Below are 26,205 nucleotides of genomic sequence, written 5' to 3'. Positions count from 1 at the left end.
GATATATGAAACATCTCGTATTACCGCAGAAAAAACATAGAAAAATCTGATGGACAGGCTTTGCTTCCTCAGGCAAAGTCCAGGACAACAAAAGCCTCAAATCATCAGATTTGAGGCTGTATGTCGTCGGTTCCATCAAATTTTTCTATTGAATCTTTACGGAGAACAGGCCGAACGGCCAGTATCTATCATCACCGGCAGGCATCCCTGCCGGCGTTGTGTGCTCCTTCCGGGACAGACAAATGTCTCCCTAACTCAGCAGCAGTGTTTCCTGTCCCCTGAGCTGTATAATCGGCCCTCCCGTTCCTTCTATGTATTCTCTCGTTATAGTTACCTGCCCGATATTATCATCCTTCGGTATCTCATACATAATATCCAGCATAAACTCTTCTATAATTGCACGAAGGGCCCTTGCACCAGTCTTCTTTTTCATCGCTTTTTCGGCAATCGCTTCCAGTGCCCCTTCGTCGAATTCCAGGTTAACCTCATCCAGTGCCAGCAGCTTTTTGTACTGCTTGAGGATCGCATTTTTTGGTTCCTTCAGTATCTTAACAAGCATCCCCCGATCCAGGCCCTTCAGTGTAAAGATGATAGGCAGACGCCCTATAAACTCGGGGATCATTCCAAATGTCCGCAGATCCTCCATCGTAACCTTGGACAGGATATCCTCGTCATGCTCATATTTGTCTTTCAGTTCAGCGTTGAATCCCATGGATGTCTTGTGGGACAATCGCTCCTTAATAATATCTTCCAGATCCGGGAACGCCCCTCCGCAGATAAATAAGATATTCTTTGTATTTACGGTGGTAAGCGGCACCATGGCATTCTTGCTGTTTGCCCCCACCGGCACTTCGACCTCACTGCCTTCAAGAAGCTTGAGCAGTCCCTGTTGTACAGACTCACCGCTCACATCTCTCTGGCTGGAGTTTCTCTTTTTTGCGATCTTATCGATCTCATCGATGAAAATGATCCCCTGTTCCGCCCGCTCCACTTCATTGTCTGCGGCCGCCAGCAGTTTGGATACGACGCTTTCAATATCGTCGCCTATGTAGCCTGCCTCCGTCAAAGAGGTGGCATCCGTGATCGCCAGCGGCACATTCAGAAGCTTGGCAAGCGTCTTCACAAGATAGGTCTTACCACTTCCGGTAGGCCCGATCATCAGCATATTGGACTTCTCGATCTCGATGTCGTCCATGCTGTCCGTTGCAACTCTTTTATAATGGTTATAAACAGCCACAGACATTGCTTTCTTCGCATATTCCTGGCCTACCACATACTCGTCCAGCTGCGCTTTGATCTTGTGCGGAGCCGGAATATCTTTGATATTGATCTTTGGCGTTTCTTTTGGTTTATCCTTTTTCTTTTTGACCTTCTGGTTCTTCGGAATCTTGTCCTCCAGGTCTGACATCTTCATAAACTGTACGCCCGGCACATTCATAAACTTACTGTAATCAATGGCGCCATTGGTCATTGCGTCAAAGCTCTTCTGCATACAGTCCTGGCATACCGTGATGTGGTTGGGAAGTTCGATCATCTTCCCGGCAACGCTCTCCGGACGGTGGCACATCAGGCAGTACTTTTCATACTCATCATCATCCCCGCTGTCCTCTCCCTGGGCAGTCACGGATGTCTCCTTCTGCTCCTCCACAATGGTGCTGTCTTTTCCATCCTCCTTGTGGTCCTCTTCATCTATAATGACAAAATCTTTATCTGACATAGCTCTCCCTTCTTTCACTTACGCATTTCTCCCTCGTACAGGGTCTCTGGGGGCTCTGTACCTTCTCACATTCCTTCTAAATGATTATAACGCAGTTCTATGTGATTTACAAATGAACTTTTTCTAAACCATCCCTTATTATTCAAGCATTCTTAAGAATTCTTCCTCTGATATGATCGGAATTCCCAGCTCCCTTGCTTTTTTGTTTTTGGAGGAGGCAGATTGCACGTCGTTGTTAATCAAATAGTTTGTTTTTGAGGTAACGGATCCGGTTACTTTCCCGCCCCGGGACTCAATCACCTCTTTCACCTCATTCCGGTTGGCAAAATGTTCCACGCTGCCTGTTATTACAAAATTCAGATTCTCAAAAACCTGTGCTCCCGCCTGTACCTCTTCCTTTGGAATCTTTACTTCTTTGAGAAGCCTTTCAAAGAGTTCTCTGTGTAAAGGATCTGCAAAATAGTCCACAAAAGCCTTTGCTATGACACCACCCACTCCTGAAATCCCGCTTAATTCCTCGACCGTAGCCTCTGTCAGCCTTCCGGGATCATAGTCCAGCGCCTTGCAGATCATTTTTGCATTCGCCACTCCGATATTGGCAATTCCCAGGCTGTATACCAGCCTGGGCAGCGTTGTATTCCTGGAGTTTTCCACACTGTTGATCAGATTGACATAGGATTTTTCACCAAATCCATCCATTGTTTTGATATCTTCTTCGTATCTGTCCAGATGGAAAATGTCTGTATAATCCTTTATGAACCCCCTTGCTATAAACTTTTCCAGCGTCGCTTCTGAGAGCCCTTCCATATTCATGGCATCCCTGCTGACAAAAAGAGCAAAGGATTTGATCTGCTTTGCCTGGCAGAGCGGATTTGTGCAGTACAACGTTTTGGTGTCATTTTCCATAGATATCCTGGTATCATGCCCGCATACGGGACAGGCATCCGGAATGCCCTTCACACCGCTTCGGGTCAGGTTTTCCGCTATCTGCGGGATAATCATGTTGGCTTTATACACCTGGATCCTGTCACCGGCGCCGAGTTCCAGGTCTTCCATGATACTAAGATTATGCACGCTGGCGCGGCTGACCGTAGTCCCCTCCAGTTCTACGGGCTCAAATATGGCAACCGGATTGATCAATCCGGTTCTGGAAGGGCTCCATTCAATCTCCAGCAGCTTCGTCTCACGGATCTCATCCGCCCATTTAAAAGCATAGGAATCTCTTGGGAACTTTGCGGTTGCACCCAGCGACTGCCCATAGGCAATATCATCGTAGACAAGAACGAGCCCGTCCGACGGAAAATCATTTTCCGCAATCTGCCGTGCAAACCACTCTACCTGCTCCTCAATCGTCTCCGCTGTAACCAAATGGTGTTCCACCACTTCAAACCCCTGTGTCTCCAGCCAGTCAAACTGTTCAGCCCGGGAGTTATGAAAATCCACTCCTTCCGCGCTCACAAGACTGAATGCAAAAAACCGGACATTGCGTTTTGCTGTAATCTCGTTATTCAGCTGGCGTACAGAGCCGCTGCAGAGATTCCGGGGATTCTTGTACTTTGCATCCACGTCCTCAATCTCTGCATTGATCTTTTCAAAATCCTGATACCCGATCACGGCCTCTCCTCTCAGGATCAGCTCCCCAGAGTAGGGAATGTTTATGGGAAGATTTTTGAATACTTTCGCATTATTAGTTATCACTTCCCCGACTTCCCCGTTGCCTCTTGTAACTGCCTTGACCAGCGTTTTATCCCGATAGGTCAGTACGATTGTCAGACCGTCCAGTTTCCAGGAGATCACCGCCTCCTTCTCTCCGAGAAATGCCTTCAGCTGCTCCACATCTTTCGTCTTATCCAGCGAAAGCATGGGCCGCTCATGCCTCTCCTTCGGAAGCTCGCTGAGCACTTCATACCCTACATTAATGGTAGGACTGGATGCAAGAGTTGTTCCCAATTCCTGTTCCAGTCCCAGAAGTTCATCATACAATTTATCGTATTCGTAATTGCTCATAATCTCCGTGTCTTCCTGCTCATATGCACGGCGCGCGCGGTTGAGGAGCTCGACCAGCTCCTGCATTCTTTTCTTCTTGTCTGCCATAAATACTCTCCTGCCTGTTTTTACATTATAATATACTCCCCCCTGTCCCGGGCGGCGTTTTCTAGCTGATCACAGTTTCATTGGAGGAATCCCTGATTTGTTCATAGAGACAGTCCAGTTCCTGATCCGTCAGTTTTCGGTATTCTCCTTCTCTTAGCTTTCCCAATTCTATGTTCATAATTCTGGTTCTCACCAGATCTTTCACTTCATATCCCAGTGCCCTGCACATCCTTCGGATCTGTCTGTTCAGCCCCTGGGTCAGAATAATGGTAAATGTATACTTTCCGATCTTCTGCACCCTGCAGGGCCTTGTAACCGTATCCAAAATCGGCACGCCTGCGGACATCTTTTCCAGGAAGTCCGGCGTGATTGCCTTATCCACTCTCACCTTATATTCCTTTTCATGGCGGTTTCCCGCACGCATCATCTTATTGATGATGTCCCCGTTGTTGGTCATAAGAAGCAGGCCCCTGGAATCCTTATCCAGACGCCCGACATAAGTAACCCTAGCGGGATAATTTAAAAACCTTATAATACTGTTTTGCTCTCTGTGCTCCTCCGTGCAGACGATTCCTGCAGGCTTATTCACTGCCAGCACAACCATCTCCCCGCTGCGGGAAACCACCTTACGGCCGACGCGCACCTCCTGGCCGGGCAATACCTTCATGCCCATGCCGGCTGTTTTCCCGTCGACCATTACCCTGCCGCTCTCAATCAGGCGGTCGGCTTCCCTCCTGGAACAGACCCCGGCCTCACTCAAATATTTATTCAGCCTGACCGGTTCCTTCTTGCTCATAAATTCCTGTTTAATCTTATTGCTCACTGCCCAACGCTCCGCTTATGTTATTATCCTGGAAAAATGTGTTACCGCTGTAAAGGAACAGCACATCAGTAATCTGATATGTTTCCATAGCATCCTGGATATTTCCGGTATAATACCTTGGGTCAATCATGACAATCTCCCGGAAATAAGGCGTCAGAAACGGTACAAAACAATTGGCGTAAGAATCCTTAACCACCAGCAGCCTGTCCCGGTTCTCCGCCATGGTTTTAATATCGATCACCGAGGTATTGCCGCCCAGAAAAACGGCGTACTTATCTCTTGTATCCAGCTGATCCGCCTCGTACAGGGAGGTGGTCTTCTTTTGTTCGTCTACATAATTCACTGTCACGTCATTATCTGTGTCTTTCGGCACATAGATGTCGATCTCTTCCCTGACATTCATACGGCAGCCGCTTTTTGCCGCCAGAATCCCGTTAAAGTCTGTGGTCACCGGATAGGACGCATACACACTTGAGACATCCGCCGAGATGCCAAGCTTCCCCGCCGCCTCCTGGAAGGCGTAAAATGCCCCCAGTGTTGTCCAGTGATGGTCTGTCTTATAGTATATCTTTTCATCCTTATGCTTATTCAGAACCTTAACCGCATCCACCCACTGTACAGAGTCTCCCAGCTCCTTTTTTACAAGGCCGATGCTGGTACTCTGATCCGCAACCGTGGCAAGGGAAGGCAGGCTGCTGCTGAGTATGTTTGCAGCATCTGGTACCAGCAGCATCGTAACCGGAATATCGCTGTAGCGCTCTGAAAATGCCTTGATGGCCGCCACATTGCTGTGTAACAAATCTTTATCCGGCGCCGCAATATCTTCCAGAAGCTGATTCTTCTTCCCAATAAATACACCATTTTCTTCTTTGCTTCCGCCAAACCGGTTCAGCGTAACCTTCAGCTTCCGCCACATATTCCTTCCGATAAACTGGTCGGACTGGTAGCTTTCATACTGTTCCATATAGCTGCCGGACGTCAGTGCGCCTATTGTCAGTTTTGGTTTTTCCGACAGCATGCGGTTCTCCTCGTCAGACTTTTTCTTATCCGGAACGAGCAGATTACCTAATATTAGTATCAGCAGGCAGATGATAAATGCTTTTCCAATAAAGCCATCAACCCACCGCTTCTTTTTCCTTCTGTTATTCTTCATATTCCCACCTAGAATCTAAAATATAAAAATGGATTAAATGACTCCGTCACCAGATATGCTATGGAGATCAAAAACATTCCGATGTACACGATCCCTGCCGCCGTTTTCTTTGCCCTGTTATCATCAAAAACCCCGACAAACCTCCGAATGAGTGAATATCCAGCTGCGGAGGATCCCAGGACTGCAACAGCATACAGGAGCCAATGGGTCAGTATAAAGTAAAGAGCCTGCTTATCTATAAACGCGCTTGCCCCCGCTCCGAACATCGCGCTCAGGTACCGCACTGCATAGCCGAGGCTCGGACTGAAGAAAAAGACCCACCCAATCAAGACAAGCACAATAGAATAAATGTGTCTCACAACATCGGGCAGCCGCTCCAGCGCCTTTCCCCAGACAAACTTTTCCAGTACAAGCAGGAGCCCATAGTACAGCCCCCAAAACAAAAAATTCCATGCGGATCCGTGCCAGAGACCGGTCAGCATCCATACCACCAGGAGATTCATAATCTGCCTGGACTGCGTACAGCGGTTCCCGCCCAGAGGAATATAAACATACTCCCGGAACCAGGTGCTCAGAGAAATATGCCACCGCCTCCAGAATTCCGTGATACTGGACGAAGTATAGGGATAGTCAAAGTTCCTGCGGAATTCAAATCCAAACATTTTTCCCAGTCCTACCGCCATATCAGAGTATCCGCTGAAATCGAAATAGATCTGAAAGGCAAAAGACACACAGCCGACCCAGGCCGTCAACACGGAAAAGCTCCCCATCTGCAGGCCTGATATCTGGTCAAAAACCTGTCCCACGGAGTTTGCCAGTATGACTTTCTTTGCAAGGCCGATGATAAAGTATTCGGCCCCCTGCCCAAACTTCCTCATAGTTACCGTGCGGTTTTTCAGCTGCTCCTCGATGTCAATATAACGTACGATCGGCCCTGCGATCAGCTGTGGGAACATACTGATGTACATTGCAAAATACAGAATATTCTTCTGCGGCCTGACCTCTTTTCTGTAGACGTCTATAATATAAGACAACGCCTGGAATGTATAAAATGAAATCCCAATTGGCAGCGGAAGTTCCCTGTACGGTATATCCACCGGCAGTACAGCATTCAGGCTGTCCAGTACAAATCCATAATATTTAAAAAACCCCAGCAGCAGCAAATTGCATACAACAGCAAAAATGAGACTCCTGCGGGCCTTCTGCGGATCGCCTTTCTTGTGGTATATGTCAAGTCCGCAGATATAATTCAACAGGATGGAAAGAAGCATCAATATAATATAAACCGGCTCCCCCCACGCATAAAAAATCAGGCTGGCAATCAGCATGATTATATTCCGGAACTTGTGCGGCACTATAAAATATAACGCCAGTGTCACCGGCAGAAATATAAACAAAAACGTGATACTGCTAAATAACATTTTCCAGCTTCCTCTCCCCGTATTTTACAGACTTTTTGCAAATGCTTCTTTATACTCCGCCGCTTTGGGTGCTATGGCCAGAAAAAGGAACTTTCCCCTTACAGACAATTCCGACTGTTCCAGCAGCTGGACTTCCTTTGGTGCATAGCCCTCGAAATCATTTTTTCTATTTGCGATTCTCTTTTCGACAGCTTCCTTTACCCGTTTCATCTGTCCTTCGTTCTTCACCTTTATCAAAAGCACTTCTTCCGCAGACATACTGCTCTCGGAAGTATACAGCATCACTCCGTCATAATCCGCACTGTTAAGGCCATAGTAACGCTTCAGGCCCTGTCCTTCCGCTTTTTTCAGATTCCCGGTATCCAGGACAGACTCCACCGCCTTCTGTATGGTTTCAAAAGACTTGGTGCTGCCGCTCGTATAGATCATCAGCAGAACAATATAGACAAGAATCACAGCCATTACCACATACTTGGCGATCTCCGCAACACCAGGACGTTTTGTGCTTCCCGCCCCATTTCTGCTCTCCACATGGTCTAATTCTCTGTTCATCATAGTGAGGCCACCTCCGCCATCCTGTTCAGCCAGAAGGGATAGAAAGACGCTTTAAAATGTACACCATCCTCCTCATAATAACTGTCTGACACAAGTTCCGTATTATCGATGAAGGCGATCTGCCTCTTGTCGCACAGGGAATGCAGAGCTTCATTATACTGATCCAGGTTCTTATAAGCCGGTTCGCGTTCAATCTCCTGTTCCTGCACAGGAAAGATCGAGTTCACAAAAATCTTGGCATCTGGTAGTTTCTCCTGAAGTTTCTTAAACAGCTCATCGTACTGCTTCACAAACTCATCCGTATCCCCTCTGGTTGCAATAATATCATTCATCCCATAGGCAAGGAAAATAACCTGGGGATTAATCTGCGCCACACTTTCGATCTGCTCATCCAGCTGATCCAGTTCCACGCCAATCTTTGCCACAACACTGGAAGCATTTAGAAGATCATATTCCATAAATGCCTCAGAGATGGAATCCCCCATAATTACAGCGTTCGCAAAAACAGCCTTATAATTTCTGTTCTTAATTTCCTCCTGAACTTCCTGATTCTCTCTGTCCTTCTCCTCCAGCTTTTCCATCTTATTCTCAATATTCTTCACATCCGCTGAGGACGCCTGTTTTATAATCTCCAGGCCCTCGGAAGTATCCACCTTATTCCTGGTCAGGCTGTTGATTCCCTCCGCTGCAAGTATAATGACAATCACCAAACCGACCGCCGCACAGCAGTATATAATCGACTTTCGTCTTTTCATTTTCATCATATGTTACTAAGACCTTTCGCTTTATCCTGTTTCCGTACTTTTTATAATACTTTTTTTACCCTTAAAAGTCAATCTTTCCACCTGATTCGCCTCATTTTTCATTACTGTTTTGACAGAGCCATTTTTCTCCTACCCGCCGCCCGGATTTTATGTTACAATAACAAACAGGCTTTATTTGATAATCATCGCGGAGGAAAACAATATGATCGCACTGCGCCTAACCAGTATTAAAGACTTTATGTCACACCTTCTGTTATCCGAAACATTCGACAGCTTCCAATTCATAGAAGGAGAAATCGTCACCTTCAACACATTCACAATAGACGGTTTCGTCCAAAAGCCCTTTTACCCCGAAGAAGAAAACATTCCGGAATACTCCCTCTGGAAAACCCTGAGAGAGTACTGCTTCACCCTGATCAAAGGCAGAAAAACCCCACTCAGTTTCAAATTCATCTTCCGCCTGTCCCCCCAGAACACCGCCCGCCTCATAGCCCAGAACCGCCTGGACTTCACCCCCGACCAAATCCAGGGCCTATACCTCAACATCCGCTATGACGGCACAACCCTCCAATGCATAACAGGCACCTCCCTAAAAACCTTCACCATGGACAAATCCCTCGAAAAATCCTGGGACACCATGGTCCAAAAATTCTTCACCCAAAAACAAATCCCCTACGACCTGGAAGCTTAGGCAAAGCCTAAGCTTCCACTACTTCAGCCTTCCCCCTACGACGCAAGGAGGTACACATCCACAGCCTCCAGCAATAAGAATGCAAACCACCTCTCCATTCATGTCCAGTTTCAGGACATAGGTAAGTAAAAAGTTTCAGGACATAGGTAAGTCCAAATGTTAAACTATACAGAAATAACCAACGAAAGAAGGTGTTTCTGTATGCCATGGAAGGAGACCTCTGTTATGGAACAACGTAAACAATTTATTACAGAATATCTATGTGGAACTGATAGCTTTAAGGCTCTCTGTCAAAAGTTCGGAATCGCAGAAAAAACTGGACATAAGTGGAAAAACCGCTTTCTGGAATTTGGCTTCTCCGGCCTCGCGGATCAGAGCAAGGCCCCTTCTAATTCTCCGAATCAGCTGGATGAAGATACCGTCATTCGTTTAATTAAAATGCGTTCCGCTCATCCGGCCTGGGGGCCTAAGAAACTGGCCGTTCTTTACAAGAGCGCTTATCCAGAGTCGCCAACACCATCTGAGAGTAGTATTTATCGCATTTTGGGAAAAGCTGGGTTGATTCCCAAACGACGCTTTCGGCATCCCGATCCAACTGCTTCCAAACTGCGTAATAAGTTGGAAGCTCTTCAACCCAATGATGTCTGGACCGTTGATTTTAAAGGCTGGTGGATGTCCCAGGGGGAACGCTGTGTTCCACTGACCGTCCGTGATCTGCACAGCCGATACATTCTTACCATCCGCCTGATGGAGAGAACAACTGCGGATGCTGTCAAAGCTGTATTTGAAGAATTATTCTATCACTACGGACTTCCCAAAATCATTCGCAGTGATAATGGTACTCCTTTTGCTTCCTCAAATGGCTTCCTTGGTTTGACAACCTTAAGCGCATGGTGGATGTCTCTTGGCATTCTTCCGGATCGTACCGATCCAGGCTGTCCAACGCAAAATGGTGCCCACGAACGCATGCATGCAGATATAAGCAGGGAGATTCAAGGAAAAATACCTGGTGGCAGAGAGGCCAATCAAGCCGCCATTGATTTGTGGGTGGAAGAATACAACAACATCCGCCCACATGAAGCCTTACAAATGAGTACCCCCTCCGATTTTTATAAAAAATCTACCCTGCTATACGAAGAAGCGTTAGCAGAACTGGAATATCCGATTGGTTACCTGCCAAGAAAGATTAACAAACATGGAGAAGTAAAAATCAACAAAACACTGTATTCTGTAAGTTTATCACTTCGAGGCTTACAGGTAGGAGTGCAGCCAAACGGTGATAAAACATATATCATTTGGCTTCACGACTTTCCACTTGGAATGCTTGATACAAAAACCGCTTGTATAACGGCAATGGATGTTTTAAACTGATACTAATTAACAATTCGACTTACCACCTGTTGAATCGACTTACCTATCTCCTGAAACAAAAGACTTACCTATCTCCTGACTGGTCAATCAAAAACAGCCCATCCCCGTCCCCCTCTCGTCCCCGAACTGCCTCCCCCCTAAGTAATCCTCTGCCAATTTGATGAACCCAGCCATTCCCGTCCGGCATAAGGGATTTTGCGGGACAATTGGATTTAGAGATTAGATTTACTAAATGAAAAAAGAGCCGTGTCCAGGTTGCCCCAGTCACGGCTCTTTTTTCATTTAGTAAATCAATCTCCAAATCCAGTCCCGCAAAATCCCTTATGCCGGACGGGAATGGCGCCCCTTCTCCAATCCAGCCCCCTTACTTAGTAAGCAGCATCATAATCTCATTACTGCGTTGTACAAATGCCGTCATCTCAGCCGGACTCAACGGTTTATGAGCCAGCATAGCCAGATCATAAAGCTGTCTGCAGATGATAGGTACGCTCTTACTGCGTTTATGCTCTAAAACAAACTTGACAAGCGGATGGTTTGCATTTAAGATCAAGGTTGCCTGGCTTCCGAACATACCGGCATCCATACCACCCATGCTGTACATCTTCATCATCTCTTCCATACGTCTGGACTGCTCAGAAAGCACTGCCATGGAAGCTACATTATCGTCTTTGAGTTTTTCGACTTTCACATCCAGCTTATCATTGTTCAGCTCTTTTCGGAAGATTTCAATCAGGCTGTCTGTGGTTTTCTTAAACTCTTCCTTTTCTTCCTCTGAAACCTCATCTTTCAGGGAATCATGCACATCCGCATCAATTCTCAGGAATCTCACCTTCGGGTTGCGCTGCTCCAGATAAGTGATAAATGCGGAATCAATGTTGTGTGTCAGCAGAATCGCATCCTGGTCGTGTTCTTTGAACATATTGATATACTGGCTCTGCTGCTGTTCATTTGTTACATAGTAAATGTCGGTCTTGATCTCCTCTACTTCATTCTCGGCCTTGTTCTCTGCTTCATTTTCGTCAGCACTATCTTCTGCCTTTTCCTCCTGATCATTCGGAGTTACGACGGAACCGCCGTTAGCCTCGATTAACTCTTCCAGTGTTAAATATTTATGATCCAGGTTTTTAAATAAAATAGAATCTTTGATTTTCTCACCGAACTTTTCATCCTTCAGGCAGCCAAACTTGATAAATGGACTGATGTCATCCCAGTATTTTTCATAGTTTTCCTTGTCGGTCTTAAACATTCCGTTGAGTTTATCTGCAACTTTCTTGGAAATATAATCCGCCACTTTATTCACAAATCCATCATTCTGCAGGGCGCTTCTGGAAACATTCAGCGGCAGGTCAGGACAGTCAATGACACCTTTTAATATCATCAGGAATTCCGGAATGACTTCTTTGATGTTGTCCGCAATAAATACCTGGTTGTTGTACAGTTTAATGGTTCCCTCGATGGAATCGTATTCTGTATTGATTTTCGGGAAATAAAGAATTCCCTTGAGATTAAACGGATAGTCCATGTTCAAGTGAATCCAGAACAATGGTTCCTTATAATCCATAAATACCTTGCGGTAGAAGTCAATATACTCCTCTTTTGTACATTCACTCGGGTTCTTTGCCCAAAGAGGATGAATATCGCTGATGGATACCGGGCGTTTTACAATCTTGACTTTTTTCTTCGGTTCGCCTTCTTCGCCCTCTTTTGGCTCTTCCGTGATATGCTCTACGACTTCGTCCGTATCAAGCAGTTCTTCCTCATCAATTGTCTCATAAGACGGCGCTTCATTTTCCTTGGAAAGGAAGATCTCTACCGGCATAAAGGAGCAGTATTTTTCCAGAACTTCCCTTGCCTTGTACTCATTCGCAAACTGTAGGCTCTCCTCATTCAAAAACAGGGTTATCTCGGTACCTACATCGGTTTTATTACCGTCCTGCATCTCATATTCTGTGCCGCCCTCGCTTACCCAGTGTACCGGAACCGCACCTTCCTGGTAGGACAGCGAATCAATATGAACCTCATCCGCCACCATAAAAGAAGAGTAGAATCCCAGACCGAAATGTCCAATCATCTCATCCTCAGTCGTTTTATCTTTATACTTCTCCAGGAACTGGGTAGCACCGGAGAATGCGATCTGTGTAATATACTCCTCTACTTCACCCGCTGTCATACCCAAGCCATTATCAATAAACTTTAATGTCTTCTCCTCCGGGTTAACAATAACCTGAATCTTTGCCTTGTAATCATCCGGCAGTTCATATTCCCCCATCATGTCCAGCTTTTTCAGCTTTGTGATGGCGTCACAGCCATTAGATACAAGCTCGCGCATAAAAATATCGTGGTCAGAATATACCCATTTCTTAATAATCGGAAATATATTCTCGCTGTCAATGGATAAGTTACCTTTTTTTGTTCCCATATATAACACTCCTTTTCATTATAATAGCTGTTTCGTAAGCCTTTATTACCACCTAGAAGATATTCTAATACACTGGATTTCAAAAGTCAATAAAAAGTTAGCACTCTTTATAGATGAGTGCTAATAAAATAATAAAAAAAATAAAAACTTTATAAATCGGGATTTAGTGGCGAGCTTTAGTCTCGGCGCGGATGGGGACGCTTAATGACAGGGATGCAGGGGAGGGCTCGTTCCCTGGTGGGAGCCCGGACGGGGGCAGCGGATGGGATTGAATTGGCGGGACTTTTATGTCCCAAGTAAGTTTTTTGAAAACAGGGTTAAATATATATGAAAAGTGAATTTAATCCCTCCCTGTATGAATGCAGATAGAAAACTTACCGGAGGTGTTTCAGTGCCAGTAGTTTTTTAATCATGCAATAGTCAGGGCGGCCAATCTGCTGGTACTCATCGACAATCCTATGCAAGATACAAGATACGCATAGCCAGTTACCATCCGCCGCCCCCGTTTGAGGCCCCATCTTAGTAACGGGTTCTAACCTACCGGCCGGATGAACCAGCTTACCGTGAGCCGGGAGATGCTGCGGCAAGTGCCTGCCCTGTTGGAAATGCATGTTAGCGAGCCTGGCAGCAGTTAGAGGAAATCCGCAGAACCAGCCGGAAAAAAGCTGCTCCCGAAGCAGCTTTTTAGAACACCTGAGGCGCTTAATCATTAGATTAAGCGGTGAATGTGTTCGGTTCCGGCTGGCTCTGCGGATTTCCTCTTACTGCTGCCTGGCGCAGCGGGCTGTATTTCCAACAGGGCAGACACTTGCCGCAGCATCTCCCGGCTCACGGTAAGCGTCCCCCTCAATCCGCCCCGGGACTAAAGCCCGTCGCTAAATCCCGATTTTCTCTTGACAAAGTGTAATGCTGGCGTTATGATCAATATGACCAAATAATTTTAATTAGTCATATTGATCGGAGGATTAATTATGCCAAAGTTCAGCGATACTGAAAGAAAAATGATTAAGCAAAAATTACTGCAGGAAGGTGAACGTTTATTTACTTCATATGGTATCAAAAAAGTATCCATTGATGAGATTGTACAGGCCGCCGGTATTGCGAAAGGTTCCTTTTATTCTTTTTACTCGAATAAAGAACACCTCTACATGGATATTTCTGCAAATCTGCAGTTAAAAATGTGGGGTGACATGGATGCATTTTTGAATAATCACCGTTCCTTGCCGCCAAGGGATCTTTGTAAACAGTGCTTTCTCTGGATGTTTGGGGAACTGGAGCGCTATCCTATGCTGAGCCAGACGAACAGTGAAATCGCCGAATATCTGTTCCGCAAACTTCCTCCGGAAGTGATTGAAGCGCATACCCGGGACGACAGTCATGAACTTATTAAGCTGCAGGAATATGGGGTGCATTTTACATGCGGCATTGAAATTGCAACAAAAACACTGCAGACACTGGCGATTAGTTTTCTCAGCCTGCAGCAGGATCAGACAGATGATCAGCAGACTATTATGGGAATCATCCTGGATGGTGTCTTAAAGGAGATTGTAAGCGATGAAAGTAATTGATGTCCAGAATGTTTATCTAAAATATCCTGCCTCAAAGGATGATACTATACGGGGGATTAGTTTTGATGTGAAGCAGGGCGAAATATTTGGCTTTCTCGGCCCGTCCGGGGCTGGAAAAAGTACCGTACAGAAAATATTAACAGGAACTCTCCGCGATTATCGCGGGAGTGTCCGTGTTTTTGGTGACGAAATCAGGCACAGAACCAGCGATTATTATGAAAATATCGGTGTGGATTTTGAGTTTCCCAACTTTTATGAAAAATTTACTGCGCTCGAAAATTTAAAGTATTTTGCTTCGATTTATTCCGGCAGAACAACCGATCCATTGGAACTTTTAGAAAAGGTTGGCCTTCGCCCTGATGCCGGCAAAAAAGTCTCCAGCTATTCAAAAGGTATGAAAATGCGGCTAGGTTTTGTACGTTCATTGCTGCATGATCCCAAACTGCTCTTTCTGGACGAGCCCACCAGCGGCCTTGATCCTGCAAATGCAAGGGTGTTGAAGGATATGATATTGGAACAGAAAAAGAAGGGGAAAACCATCATATTAACGACCCATAACATGCATGATGCGGCGGAACTCTGCGACCGTGTTGCTTTTATTGTTGACGGTACGGTGAAAACGATAGATTCGCCGCATGCTTTGCGTAAAAGCAGATCTGATACAGAGGTTGAATATTGTTTTTTCGATCATGGAAAAGAAAGACAAAGTGTTTGTACTCTTTCCAGTCTGGCCGATGCCCGGGACTTTCAAACCGCAATGAAAAATGGGACACTGACCAGTATTCATTCAAAAGAACCGACGCTTGAGGATATCTTTATTTCATTGACAGGGAGGGGCTTACAATGAGATTTTTTCACGCCTTAAAGAATGATATCCGGTTTCAAATAAAATATGGTTTTTATTTTCTGTACGCATTCTTCAGTGGGGTTTATATTGCAGTGCTGCTTTTAATCCCCTCCCAATACAAGATAATGGCAGCTTCCCTTATCATATTGACGGATCCTGCCATGCTTGGTGTATTCTTCACAGGCGGCATCTGGCTGCTGGAAAAGGGAGAGGGCTTACATCGTTTTTGGAGTGTTTCCCCTCTTCGTCCCTGCGAGTATATATTGTCAAAATCTATATCACTGGCAATTCTGTCAACGATATCGGCTGATCTTATTGTGTTGATCAGTATGAGAAGTATCGTCCGCTTCGTATCCTTGTCTTTCAGTGTATTCATTGGAGCCGTAGCGTTTAATCTCATTGGGCTGATTGCGGCTTCCTATGCACGTTCCGTAAACCATTATATGATCATTGCCGCCCTCCCCACAGTATTATTATCAATTCCTCCTGTTCTGACTGCATTCGGAATGACTCATCCACTTTTAAAGATATTTCCGGGGACAGCGCTGTGGCATATGATCGTCAGTTCAATTGATGCAGCAGGACATATAAATGTACTGCCGGGAATTGTTCTGGTTCTATGGCTTGTAGTGCTTTTAGTACTAGCATATAAACGGATTCGTAATGCATTACAATCAGAAGGAGGCAAGAATTTATGAAACATACCGTGAAGCTCTTCCAAATTGGCCTGAAACAAATATCAAAAGACGGAATGCTAATTGTCCTGATACCAGCGCCATTTTTAGCAGGCATATTTTTTAAGCTTGCTATTCCTTTTTTCAACACAGTTCTGACATCTGAATTCTCGTTCCCCTTAACAGCCTGGTATGGCCTTGCCGACGGTATGCTGATTTGTCTGGCCCCCTTGTTTACGGCAATGATATCCGCATTTTTATTGCTAGAAGAGAGAGATGAAGGATTAAATGCATTTTATCAGATTACCCCGGCAGAAGGATATTCTTATTTAGTGGCGCGTATTGGTTTACCAATGACAGGGGCATTCATAATCACGATACTCGTCGCTGCAGCTTTCAATCTTTCCTCCCTATCTTTTGGAGTCATTCTCTCAAGCTCTCTGATCAGCAGTTTTACAAGTATATTTTTAGCAATGATGATTGTATCGGTTGCCGGAAACCGTGTTGAGGGACTTGCGCTTTCAAAACTAATGGGGATCAGCTTCCTAGGGCTTATCTTAATATGGTTTATTCCTGCTCCCTATTCTTACTTCATGGCTTTTCTGCCTTCGTTCTGGATTGGAAAAATATTGATGGACGGAGTAAATGTATTTACCTTTGCATTTGGCGTAATATCCTGCTTCTTATGGATTGCTTTTTTCACCCGGAAATTTTTGAAAAGAGTGCAGTAATAAGATGTATGTGCTAAACTATTTTCCTATTTTACGAAAAGTGGTATACTTGATTTTGTAGACACCCAGGAATTACATAAAAAAGGAGTACGATTATGACCGAAACATTTGAAACATTAAAAGTAGACAATGACCGGCAGATTCAGGAAGTTGCTGAACTGGCAGAAATGATCTGGCACGAACATTTTACCCCTATCATCGGAACCAGCCAGGTAGAATATATGATAGACAAGTTCCAGTCTGTTCCCGCACTGAAGACACAGCTGAAAGATGGCTACGAATACTATCAGCTTTTTGACAAGGGGGAATTCTGCGGATATTGCGGCATTCACCCCGAGAATGGCCGGTTATTTCTGAGTAAAATCTATATTAGAAAAGACTGCCGCGGACGCCATCTGGCCACAAAGGCATTCGAATTTCTGAAGAACCTTTGCCGCCAGAGGGGCCTCTCCTCAATCTGGCTGACCTGTAATAAACACAACGATGGCTCTCTGGCCGTATACAGCCATTTCGGGTTTAAAACCATTGATACGCAGGTAGCAGATATCGGCAATGGATTTGTGATGGATGACTATATTATGGAGTATACTCTCTGAGTGGATGGCGGGGAGTCTGGCTTTTGCTTTACCATTTACTGCGGATATTGCTAAATTCCCAACTCCTTGCTAATTCATCCGCTGCCTCACCATGTGGTACTGCTATTCATTTTCAAATCTTGTCTTAAGCATTTTATAAAAATTACTAAGACTTTTATCGCCTTCATTATCAGGGAAGAGACAGTAAGGTAAGCTATCTGTTTCTTTATGCTTAATTACGCAGGCACAACATTTTCCATTATTCGGGCAGGTCTTTTTTGGGCAGGCACATTTTTTGACGTTTGGACACTTCACTTTATATTACCTCCTTTTTGAAGAATTATCCTCTACTCATTTTCAGAATTTTTATTATTTCGTCAACTTTTAGTACCTTTCCATAAGATACCACTTTTCCGTCAATAACGAGGGCAGGTGTAGTCATTACGCCATAAGCTGCAATCTGTGTAAAATCGGATACATGGTCGATAGCTGTATCCATATAGAGCTGTTCTAATGCCGCTTTTGTAGCGGCTTCAAGCTGATTGCATTTTGCGCAGCCGCTTCCCAATATTTTAACGCTTGCCCCCTCTTTTTTTGCTTGTTCGGCTTTGGCCATACTTTCTTCATTGCAGTTACCTCCACAGCAGGCGGCAGTTCCTTCTCTTTTATTTTTTCTTCCAAATAATGCCATTATGATAATCTCCTTTTAATGTAATTTTTTTATTTGCTAACAACATATTTTCTAAAACACCCTATATGAGAAAAGAATGGAATATATTAAACAGATAACCAACAATGATAATGCCGCCTGTACAAATACCTATAAACAAGGCAAGCAATCTGGGCTTTACTGCTTTTCGGAGCATAATCATTGAGGGAAGGGATAAAGTAGTAACCGCCATCATAAAAGATAAAATTGCACCAAGTTGGGCCCCTTTGGCAAATAGTGCTTCGGCAACAGGAATTGTTCCGAAAATATCCGCGTACATGGGCACACCTACAAGAGTAGCTAAGATTACAGAGAACGGGTTATTGCTTCCGAGCGCAGTTTCAATCCATGTTTGTGGTATCCAATTATGAATGAAAGCACCTATCCCGACACCTATCAGAATATAAGGAAATACTTTTTTGAAAGTAGCTGCTACTTGTTCCCACGCATATTTGAACCTATCACGTTTTGTCAAATCCGGGGCTTCAATATCTACACTTCCTGCTGTTTTGATATACTGTTCGACGTATTTTTCCATATGTAGTTTTTCAATAATTGTGCCGCCCACAACCGCGATAACCAAACCAACAAGAACATAGACAATCGCAATTTTCAAACCAAATATACTCATTAGCAGAACAAGAGAGCCGAGATCAACCATTGGAGACGATATAAGAAATGAAAATGTTACACCCAAAGGCAGCCCTGCACTAGTAAAGCCGATAAACAGAGGGATAGAGGAACATGAACAAAATGGGGTGACTGTTCCAAGCAGTGCCGCAGCGATATTTGCGCCCACACCATGAAAACGCCCTAAAATCCTCTTGCTTCTTTCGGGTGGAAAATAGCTTTGAATATAGGAAATCAGATAGATTAAAACACAAAGCAGAACTGTGATTTTAATTGTATCGTAAAGGAAAAACTGAATACTGGCACCTATTCTGCTTTCAATGTTAAGCCCTACGGCAGATAAGCCGCCGCCTATTAATTCATTAAGCCACCTCATGCCCAAAATCTGATTTTGAAAAAAGTCCCAAATCATTCGAGTAACTTCCAATAAACTCTCCCCTTTCCATTTATATATTGCAATTTATCGATGTGTTATTTGATATATAAGCCGCCATCTGTTCTGGCGGCTCATTAGTCTGTGCAGCTAGATTTTTTTGTATTGCCCGTTACTGTTGTAATCTGATTCAGAAGTTCCCGTGCCCGGATGACGCCCTCTGGATTGAAAGAATAGTACGTCCATTTCCCTTCTTTACGTCCAACAACAATTTCCGCATCGCATAATATTTTCATATGATGTGATAAAGTCGGCTGGCCAATATTAAGTTCTTCCAGCAACTTACACGCACACTTTTCACCACTTTGCAGCAAACCTAAAATTGTCAGTCTATTTGCATCGCAAAAAGCTTTGAATATCCTTGCGTTTTTTTCATTCTCGTTCACTCATCAACACCCCTTTTTATTGCTCAATTTATACTATACATAACACATCGATTAATGTCAATATGTATTTTAAATTTTCCAGCACTACCCATTCATTTGGCATATCTATCCTAAAAAACCGCAAAGCCATCTCCCATCCGTCTCCCCCGTCAGTTGCCCCACCGATCTTATACTTCCGATCGGATGAACGCAACCTGCCCGGGATATCGTGTACGGCACCTGCAGACATTCCCGCCGCTGCCGTACACGATATCCCGGGCAGGCGCCCCCCATCTAATCTAAACTCCCCCTCAACAACTCATGAATCAAACCCGGATCAGCCTTCCCCTTCATAGCTTTCATTGTCTGCCCGACCAGAAACCCAATTGCTTTTTCTTTCCCGTTCTTATAATCTTCCGCAGATTTCGGATTTGCTTCTATTACTTTATCTATCACTGCTTTTAATGCGCCCTCATCATTAACTGTTTTTAAACCATTTTCCTCCACATAGACCTCAGGATCGATGTTTTCCTCAAATATTTTCCCAAAAACTTCTTTCGCCACAGAACTGTTGATTGTCCCGGCTTCTGTCAGATTTACCAGCTTTGCAAGGTTTTCGGGGGAGAATCTGATATCCTCCGGCTCCATATTATTTTCTTTGAGCAGGCGGAGCGTCTCCACCATCAGCCAGTTGGAAACTTTTTTAGGCTTTCCACAGACTGCAGCTGCTGCTTCAAAAATATCCGCCATTTTCTTGGACTCTGTGATAATTTCCGCATCATACTGCGGAATATCGAATTCTTTTTGATAGCGTTCCAGCTTTTCTGTGCGAAGCTCTGGCTGCTTCGCTTTAATCCCGGCAATCCACTCATCGCTGATGACGATCGGTACCAGATCCGGCTCCGGAAAATACCTGTAATCCTGTGCATCTTCTTTGGAGCGCATTGCATAAGAATGTTCTTTGTTATCATCCCAGCGCCGGGTCTCCTGAACCACCTGTTTTCCTGCCTCCAGGAGCTCGATCTGGCGTGCCCGTTCTCCCTCTATTGCTCTTGCAATGGCCTTGAAGGAGTTCAGGTTTTTCATCTCGGTTCTGGTTCCCAGCTTATCCGAGCCCGCTTCCCTCACAGACAGGTTCACATCCGCCCTCATAGAGCCTTCCTGCAGCTTACAGTCGGAAGCACCCAGGTACTGAATGATCATACGCAGCTTTTCCAGGTAACTGATCACCTCGTCTGCTGAACGCATATCCGGCTCAGATACAATTTCCACCAGAGGGACGCCGCTTCTGTTATAGTCTACCAGTGAGGTGTCGTCCCATTCATCGTGAATTAGTTTACCGGCATCCTCCTCCATATGCATCTCGTGAATACGGACCTTCTTTTTTCCGCCGCCGCTTTCAATCTCGATACAGCCGTTTCTTGCGATTGGAAGATAAAGCTGGGAGATCTGGTAGTTCTGCGGATTATCGGGATAGAAATAATTTTTACGGTCAAACTTACACAGCCTTGTTATTTCACAGTTTAAAGCCAGTCCGATTGCCATGGCATACTCCACGACCTGCTTATTTAACACGGGGAGGGAGCCTGGCATTCCGGTACAGACGGGACAGGTGTGCGTATTGGGGGCGCCTCCAAATTCTGTGCTGCAGCCGCAAAAGATTTTTGTCTTTGTCGCCAGCTCTACGTGGACTTCAAGTCCGATTACGGTCTCATACTGCTTTGCCATCCCTTACGCCTCCTTTCCTGCCACAGCCGGCGCTTCATGCCGTTTGTTTGTTGCACATTCATATGTGTATGCGGTACGCAGCAGTGTTTTCTCCTGAAAACAGCTTCCAATGAGCTGCATTCCGATTGGGAGGCCTCTGCTGTCTTTGCCCACCGGTACGGACATCCCCGGCAGGCCGGCCAGATTGACTGCAACCGTATAAATATCGCCCAGATACATTTTCATCGGATCGCGTAAGGATTTACCAAGTTCCGGCGCCGTCGTGGGTGCAGCCGGCCCAAGTATCACATCGTATGATTCAAAGGCACGGTCAAAGGCCTGTTTTATTAATGCTTTTGTGCGCAGTGCCTTCAGATAATAGGCATCGTAATAACCTGAACTCAAAACGAAAGCCCCCAACATGATTCTGCGTTTTACTTCTGCGCCAAAACCTTCGGACCTCGTCTTTTTATACATGTTGTGAAGCCCGTCATAATCCGGCGTGCGGTACCCGTATTTTACGCCGTCGAAGCGTTCCAGGTTAGAGCTGGCTTCTGCAGAAGCTATCACGTAATAAGTGGGGATTGTATACTGTACAAGACTCAGATCAAAGGTTTCTACTATGGCGCCTCTTTCTCTCAGAACGCCTGCCGCTTCCATGACAGCATTTTCTACTTCTTTGTCCAGCCCTTCTTTTAAATAATCCGCAGGGATACCAATCCGCAATCCCTTCACATCATTCATAAGAGCACTGGTAAAATCGTAGTCCTGCCGTTTTACTGACGTGCTGTCTTTTGGGTCGTATGAAGAGACAGCCTCCAGTATGGCCGCACAGTCAGATACATCCTTTGCCACCGGCCCAATCTGGTCGAGGGAAGAGCCATACGCAATCAAGCCATAGCGTGACACGGTGCCGTAGGTGGGTTTTAATCCCACTACTCCACAGAATGAGCTGGGCTGGCGGATAGAACCGCCGGTGTCTGTTCCCAGTGAGAACCAGCACTCCTGTGCAGCCACCGCAGCACAGGACCCGCCCGATGACCCGCCCGGTACATGGGCTGGATTATGCGGGTTTTTCGTTGGACCATAATATGAGGTTTCTGTCGTACTGCCCATTGCAAACTCATCCATATTCGTTTTCCCGAGTACCACTGCCCCTGCCTTCTTCAGATTCAACACTGCTTCCGCCGTGTATACCGGTTTAAAATCGGACAGGATTCTGGAACTGCAGGTTGTAAGCTGGCCTTCTATGCACAGATTGTCTTTCACTGCCACCGGCACGCCCGCCAGCGGGCCCGTAAGCGTACCATTCTCAATCTGCTTCTGCACCTCAGCCGCCTGCCTCATTGCCCCTTCTTCATCCAGAGTCACATAACTGTGTATCTCCGGCTCCAGCGCTTTCGCCCGCTCAATTGCCGCTCTCGCCGCCTCACCTGCCGTCACTTTCTTATCTTTTATCATTTTCCCCAGCTCAAGAGCTGTAAGGCTCAATATATCCATTTTCTGCTTCCTCCTATCCGATCGTCTTAGGCACCTCAAAGCTGTCATTTTTCCTCTGGGGAGCATTTGCTAAAATATCTTCTTTATGATCTTCGTTCGTCACAACATCCTCCCGAAACACATTATGCAGAGGAAATGCATGAGACATCGGTTCAATACCGCTCGTATCCAGGTCGTTCAATGTATCTATATAATCCAGCATCTTCTCCATATCCGTCCGGGCCGTTCCCTTCTCCTCCTCAGACAGTTCAAGCTTGGCAAGAATACTGACATACTCAATCGTTTCTTTAGAAATTTTATTAGACATCATATCCTCCTTTTCTGCAAAGGGGTCAGACCCCTCTGCACAGGGGTCTGACCCCTTTAATATCTATACGCATCGTAATATGAATCATAGTCTTCTGATTCAATCAACTTGCTTGGAATCATTCTGGCGTCCCCATCATCCGCACATACGGTTGAGCCTTCGGGCAGCACGACGTTTCGGAAGACAGTATTCATGGCATCGCGCGCCAGCCATTTGCTTTTATTCAAATAGTTCAACTCCGGATCCTCATAGTTCGTATTCAGCGGAATACTGTAACTGATCGTCGTCCAGTCTGAAACCGCCTGGAAATCGTATACCCCTGCCGGGAAATCTTCTCCTACGGTCAGTTTTCTTCCCTGAGTGAGCGCAACTTCATCCTTCAGCGGATTGCTCATTCCTTTCATATCAGATGTCTGCCCGTTTTCTGTGACGATTAAAAGCCTGACATCCCCCGATACTTCCAGGACAGCGCCCTCATAAATTCTGACGTCATTCCATTCTTTTAAATCTCCGTTTGACTCTTCATCCCCGAAAAACTGCCATAAATAAATAGAATTTTCATAGTCATCCACGCATGCTTCCCCCTGTCCTTCTTCCAGATATATATCATATCTGCCCTCAGGTACATGGATGCCGCCTATATACAGCCCTGGTTCCAGAACATTCTCAAAATGTTCACCGGTATCAGACAATTCACGGCTTACAAATTCATAGGGATCTGACGGCCCGGGTTCCTCGGTTACCTGGATGCTCCCCGTTTCAACGTCGTTGAATTTATCTTTAGAAAAGTCACCGATAAACGCAATGAAAAGAAAAACAATAATGATAATCACAAAAAATGTTTTACCTTGTTTTTTAGATATTGCGGTTGATTTCCCTGTTCTCGGCCTCATAACAGGCTTTGTATAGCTGTATTTGTACTCATCTGGATGTGCGGTCCTCTGAACGGATGGTCCGGAATCATTTGTCTGATATGCCTTTCTTTCCGGTTTATCTTTCGATTTCTTTGCCGCCCGTTTCATAACTTCCTCATCCCGGTTATCAAAATCCCAGGTATCCTTTACTTCTCCGCGGCTTTTTATCCTGTTTTCCGTCCGGCTGTAGTTCAGCCGGTAGGTCTTCCTCTCACTTCTTGTATTGTCCAGACCACAATCCTGACAACGTCCTTCTACTAATTTTCCTCCACATAGATAACAACTTTTCCTTGACATAGGCCCCTCTCATTTCTCATCCGTAATTTTCGAAAATCAAAGGGGTCTGACCCCTTTGAGGTTTATGGTTCCAGCCTGCTCAGGTCTCTGGGAAATAGTGCTGCCTCACGCACATTATCTTCGCCCAGTATTTTCATGGTCAGACGCTCCAGCCCGATTCCCAGGCCTCCATGGGGCGGCATACCGTGTTTGAATGCACTCAGATATTGTTCCATTCCTTCCTCTGCCATATCCCTTGCTTCCATCTTTTTTTTCAGATCATGGTAGTCATGGATCCGCTGGCCCCCTGTTGTGATTTCCATTCCCCGAAACAACAGGTCGAAACTCAGTGTAAAGGTTGGGTCCGCCGGATCATCCATCGCGTAAAACGGCCGCTTTCTGGATGGATAGTGGGTGACAAACACAAAATCTGCATCCCATTCCTCTTTTGCATATTGGCTGATCAGCTGCTCCTCCTCGGGCTCCAGATCATAGGGGTTCTTTATGCCCCGCCCGTACTTTTCAGATACTTTTCTTTTGATATCATCGAATCTGACAGCCGGTATCTTCTCCGCCTCCGGGAGTTCAATTCCAAGAATTTTTAATTCCCCTGCATAGTCATTCTCAAGCAGTTCAAAAGTGTACTGGAGAAATCCTGTTTCCATCGCCATAATATCTTCGAACCCGTCAATGTAGCCCATCTCAAAATCCAGGCTCGTATACTCGTTCAGATGGCGTTTTGTATTGTGCTTCTCGGCCCGAAAGACCGGCGCCGTCTCAAACACCCTGTCAAACACCCCGACCATCATCTGCTTATAGAACTGCGGGCTCTGCTGCAGGATAGCCGGCCTGTGAAAATACTCAAGACGGAAAAGGTTCGCCCCGCCCTCAGCACTCTTAGCGCCGATCTTAGGCGTGTGGATTTCCGTAAACCCCTCTCCATACAGAAAATCACGGAATCCCCGGACAATGCCTTCCTGTATCCTGAACTTCGCCCGCTCCCTGACGTTGCGCAGCGAAATCGGCCGATAGTTCAGTTTTGCTTCCAGCGAAGTATGAAGCTTCCACTTAGAAACAGGCAGAGGCATCGGTTCCGCCGGTTCACTCAGAACTTTTATTTCTTCAATTCTGATCTCAATGCCATGAGGTGCTTTTTCAGACTCTGCAGGTATTCCTGTTACTTCGACTGTATCAGCTTCTTTCAAATCCTTCAAGTTAAATTTTGAAACTCCCTCCTCAAAAACGCACTGGATAAGGCCTTCTCTCTTTCTCAAAATCACAAATGCCACCGTCCCCATATTCCGGATAGCATGGACTGCACCATTCAATCTGACACAATTCCCAGTCATTCCCTCTCTCAGCAATTCGTTCAATTCCAATGTGTCCTTCTGTTTAACTCCTGTTACAAATTCCATGTTTCTTCTCCTTTCTGCTCCTTTATGACTGCATCCCGGATACTAAAACAATTGAAATATACAGGAAATCCCATATAAACAAAAAGCCCCGGGATGCATCTGCATCCCGGGACGGATTCGTAATATAATCCGCGGTACCACCCGCATTGGACAAACGTAATGTATCTATGTCTGCCCCACTTTTGCGCATGTAACGTATGCCATACGTACCAGCCTACTCATAGGTTCAGCTGATCAGCTCCCAAGTGTTCCCTTGATCTTCTCCACTGTCCGGCGCTCTCAGTCGGTGACGCCAACTTCCTGTCAGTTTCTGAAAATCAGAGTCTTGTTCACAGCCTTTCTCCATTTCACAGTTTACTCTGATAAAACTTGTTAACAATCATAGCACAGCTCTTTTTCGATTGCAAGGAGTTTTTTTCAAATAATTTTTATCCAAATAATTTTTATATAGTTCATCAGAATGTATGGTATCTCCATATATGTCAATAGTTAAGTCAACAATAACACAACCACTCCACCGCTTACCGGTACTTATACGTACCCTCA

The 26,205-nt window shown here is 45.4% G+C and carries 24 protein-coding genes; 7 read left to right on the top strand and 17 right to left on the bottom strand.

The window, feature by feature from the left end:
• Window positions 1-250: 250 nt before the first annotated feature.
• The 7 genes from clpX to MWG26_RS05400 form a co-directional block, all read right to left on the bottom strand.
• A complete protein-coding gene (gene clpX / locus MWG26_RS05430; RefSeq protein ID WP_025655042.1) occupies window positions 251-1,717 on the bottom strand; it encodes an ATP-dependent Clp protease ATP-binding subunit ClpX in 1,467 nt (488 codons plus the stop codon).
• Window positions 1,718-1,855: 138 nt separating this feature from the next.
• Window positions 1,856-3,811, bottom strand: a complete 1,956-nt coding sequence (ligA, locus tag MWG26_RS05425; RefSeq protein WP_044926514.1) for an NAD-dependent DNA ligase LigA — start codon at window positions 3,809-3,811, stop codon at window positions 1,856-1,858.
• 61 nt (window positions 3,812-3,872) lie between these two features.
• Entirely contained in the window at window positions 3,873-4,634 is a 762-nt protein-coding gene (locus MWG26_RS05420; RefSeq protein WP_117440824.1) for a pseudouridine synthase, read from the bottom strand.
• Window positions 4,624-5,787: a DHHW family protein gene (locus MWG26_RS05415; protein ID WP_025655040.1), complete on the bottom strand. Its 1,164-nt coding sequence runs from the start codon at window positions 5,785-5,787 to the stop codon at window positions 4,624-4,626. The genes MWG26_RS05420 and MWG26_RS05415 overlap by 11 nt, the downstream gene beginning before the upstream one ends.
• An 8-nt stretch (window positions 5,788-5,795) precedes the next feature.
• The gene (locus MWG26_RS05410) at window positions 5,796-7,208 is read right to left on the bottom strand and encodes an MBOAT family O-acyltransferase (protein WP_025655039.1); all 1,413 of its coding nucleotides are present in this window, start codon (window positions 7,206-7,208) and stop codon (window positions 5,796-5,798) included.
• 24 nt (window positions 7,209-7,232) lie between these two features.
• Window positions 7,233-7,763 carry a DUF4358 domain-containing protein gene (locus MWG26_RS05405; RefSeq protein WP_025655038.1) on the bottom strand — a complete coding sequence of 177 codons (531 nt, stop codon included), beginning with the start codon at window positions 7,761-7,763 and terminating at the stop codon, window positions 7,233-7,235.
• Window positions 7,760-8,518 carry a GDSL-type esterase/lipase family protein gene (locus MWG26_RS05400; RefSeq protein ID WP_240285638.1) on the bottom strand — a complete coding sequence of 253 codons (759 nt, stop codon included), beginning with the start codon at window positions 8,516-8,518 and terminating at the stop codon, window positions 7,760-7,762. The genes MWG26_RS05405 and MWG26_RS05400 overlap by 4 nt, the downstream gene beginning before the upstream one ends.
• A gap of 211 nt (window positions 8,519-8,729) precedes the next feature.
• Here MWG26_RS05400 and MWG26_RS05395 point away from each other — a divergent pair, with 211 nt between their 5' ends.
• Window positions 8,730-9,218 carry a DUF5721 family protein gene (locus MWG26_RS05395; protein ID WP_025655036.1) on the top strand — a complete coding sequence of 163 codons (489 nt, stop codon included), beginning with the start codon at window positions 8,730-8,732 and terminating at the stop codon, window positions 9,216-9,218.
• 225 nt (window positions 9,219-9,443) lie between these two features.
• Window positions 9,444-10,589, top strand: coding sequence for a DDE-type integrase/transposase/recombinase (locus MWG26_RS05390; protein ID WP_240285554.1), 1,146 nt, complete (start codon window positions 9,444-9,446; stop codon window positions 10,587-10,589).
• A gap of 364 nt (window positions 10,590-10,953) precedes the next feature.
• Here the strand turns inward: MWG26_RS05390 and htpG are convergent, their stop codons facing one another.
• On the bottom strand, window positions 10,954-13,008 hold the full coding sequence (htpG, locus tag MWG26_RS05385; RefSeq protein WP_025655035.1) for a molecular chaperone HtpG: 2,055 nt from the start codon (window positions 13,006-13,008) through the stop codon (window positions 10,954-10,956).
• 971 nt (window positions 13,009-13,979) lie between these two features.
• On the opposite strand from htpG, the gene MWG26_RS05380 reads away from it, so the two are divergent.
• The 5 genes from MWG26_RS05380 (at window position 13,980) to MWG26_RS05360 (ending at window position 17,424) form a co-directional block, all read left to right on the top strand.
• Window positions 13,980-14,576 carry a TetR/AcrR family transcriptional regulator gene (locus tag MWG26_RS05380; RefSeq protein ID WP_025655034.1) on the top strand — a complete coding sequence of 199 codons (597 nt, stop codon included), beginning with the start codon at window positions 13,980-13,982 and terminating at the stop codon, window positions 14,574-14,576.
• Entirely contained in the window at window positions 14,563-15,423 is an 861-nt protein-coding gene (locus MWG26_RS05375; protein WP_025655033.1) for an ABC transporter ATP-binding protein, read from the top strand. Before MWG26_RS05380 ends, MWG26_RS05375 begins: the two co-directional genes overlap by 14 nt.
• The gene (locus MWG26_RS05370) at window positions 15,420-16,121 is read left to right on the top strand and encodes a fluoroquinolone export ABC transporter permease subunit (protein ID WP_025655032.1); all 702 of its coding nucleotides are present in this window, start codon (window positions 15,420-15,422) and stop codon (window positions 16,119-16,121) included. Before MWG26_RS05375 ends, MWG26_RS05370 begins: the two co-directional genes overlap by 4 nt.
• On the top strand, window positions 16,118-16,828 hold the full coding sequence (locus MWG26_RS05365) for a hypothetical protein (RefSeq protein ID WP_025655031.1): 711 nt from the start codon (window positions 16,118-16,120) through the stop codon (window positions 16,826-16,828). The genes MWG26_RS05370 and MWG26_RS05365 overlap by 4 nt, the downstream gene beginning before the upstream one ends.
• Window positions 16,829-16,923: 95 nt before the next feature.
• Window positions 16,924-17,424, top strand: a complete 501-nt coding sequence (locus MWG26_RS05360; RefSeq protein ID WP_025655030.1) for a GNAT family N-acetyltransferase — start codon at window positions 16,924-16,926, stop codon at window positions 17,422-17,424.
• A gap of 102 nt (window positions 17,425-17,526) precedes the next feature.
• Here MWG26_RS05360 and MWG26_RS05355 read toward each other — a convergent pair whose 3' ends face one another.
• The 9 genes from MWG26_RS05355 to aspS form a co-directional block, all read right to left on the bottom strand.
• Window positions 17,527-17,718 (bottom strand): hypothetical protein, encoded by a 192-nt coding sequence (locus tag MWG26_RS05355; RefSeq protein ID WP_025655029.1) that lies wholly within the window; start codon window positions 17,716-17,718, stop codon window positions 17,527-17,529.
• 25 nt (window positions 17,719-17,743) lie between these two features.
• Window positions 17,744-18,094, bottom strand: a complete 351-nt coding sequence (locus tag MWG26_RS05350; protein ID WP_025655028.1) for a thioredoxin family protein — start codon at window positions 18,092-18,094, stop codon at window positions 17,744-17,746.
• A gap of 61 nt (window positions 18,095-18,155) precedes the next feature.
• On the bottom strand, window positions 18,156-19,154 hold the full coding sequence (locus tag MWG26_RS05345) for a permease (protein WP_025655027.1): 999 nt from the start codon (window positions 19,152-19,154) through the stop codon (window positions 18,156-18,158).
• A 98-nt stretch (window positions 19,155-19,252) separates the two neighbouring features.
• A complete protein-coding gene (locus tag MWG26_RS05340) occupies window positions 19,253-19,561 on the bottom strand; it encodes an ArsR/SmtB family transcription factor (protein WP_025655026.1) in 309 nt (102 codons plus the stop codon).
• 273 nt (window positions 19,562-19,834) lie between these two features.
• A complete protein-coding gene (gatB, locus tag MWG26_RS05335; protein ID WP_025655025.1) occupies window positions 19,835-21,268 on the bottom strand; it encodes an Asp-tRNA(Asn)/Glu-tRNA(Gln) amidotransferase subunit GatB in 1,434 nt (477 codons plus the stop codon).
• 3 nt (window positions 21,269-21,271) lie between these two features.
• The gene (gene gatA, locus MWG26_RS05330) at window positions 21,272-22,747 is read right to left on the bottom strand and encodes an Asp-tRNA(Asn)/Glu-tRNA(Gln) amidotransferase subunit GatA (RefSeq protein WP_025655024.1); all 1,476 of its coding nucleotides are present in this window, start codon (window positions 22,745-22,747) and stop codon (window positions 21,272-21,274) included.
• Window positions 22,748-22,760: 13 nt separating this feature from the next.
• Entirely contained in the window at window positions 22,761-23,054 is a 294-nt protein-coding gene (gene gatC, locus MWG26_RS05325; RefSeq protein ID WP_025655023.1) for an Asp-tRNA(Asn)/Glu-tRNA(Gln) amidotransferase subunit GatC, read from the bottom strand.
• A 56-nt stretch (window positions 23,055-23,110) separates the two neighbouring features.
• A complete protein-coding gene (locus MWG26_RS05320; RefSeq protein ID WP_117441219.1) occupies window positions 23,111-24,265 on the bottom strand; it encodes a hypothetical protein in 1,155 nt (384 codons plus the stop codon).
• Window positions 24,266-24,327: 62 nt separating this feature from the next.
• Window positions 24,328-25,659: an aspartate--tRNA(Asn) ligase gene (gene aspS, locus MWG26_RS05315; RefSeq protein ID WP_117441218.1), complete on the bottom strand. Its 1,332-nt coding sequence runs from the start codon at window positions 25,657-25,659 to the stop codon at window positions 24,328-24,330.
• Between the last annotated feature and the right edge of the window lie 546 nt (window positions 25,660-26,205).

Origin of the sequence: Faecalicatena contorta (assembly GCF_022835095.1) — a bacterium.
Taxonomy (GTDB): Bacteria; Bacillota; Clostridia; order Lachnospirales; family Lachnospiraceae; genus Faecalicatena; species Faecalicatena contorta.
This window is presented reverse-complemented; position numbering and strand designations above follow the sequence as displayed.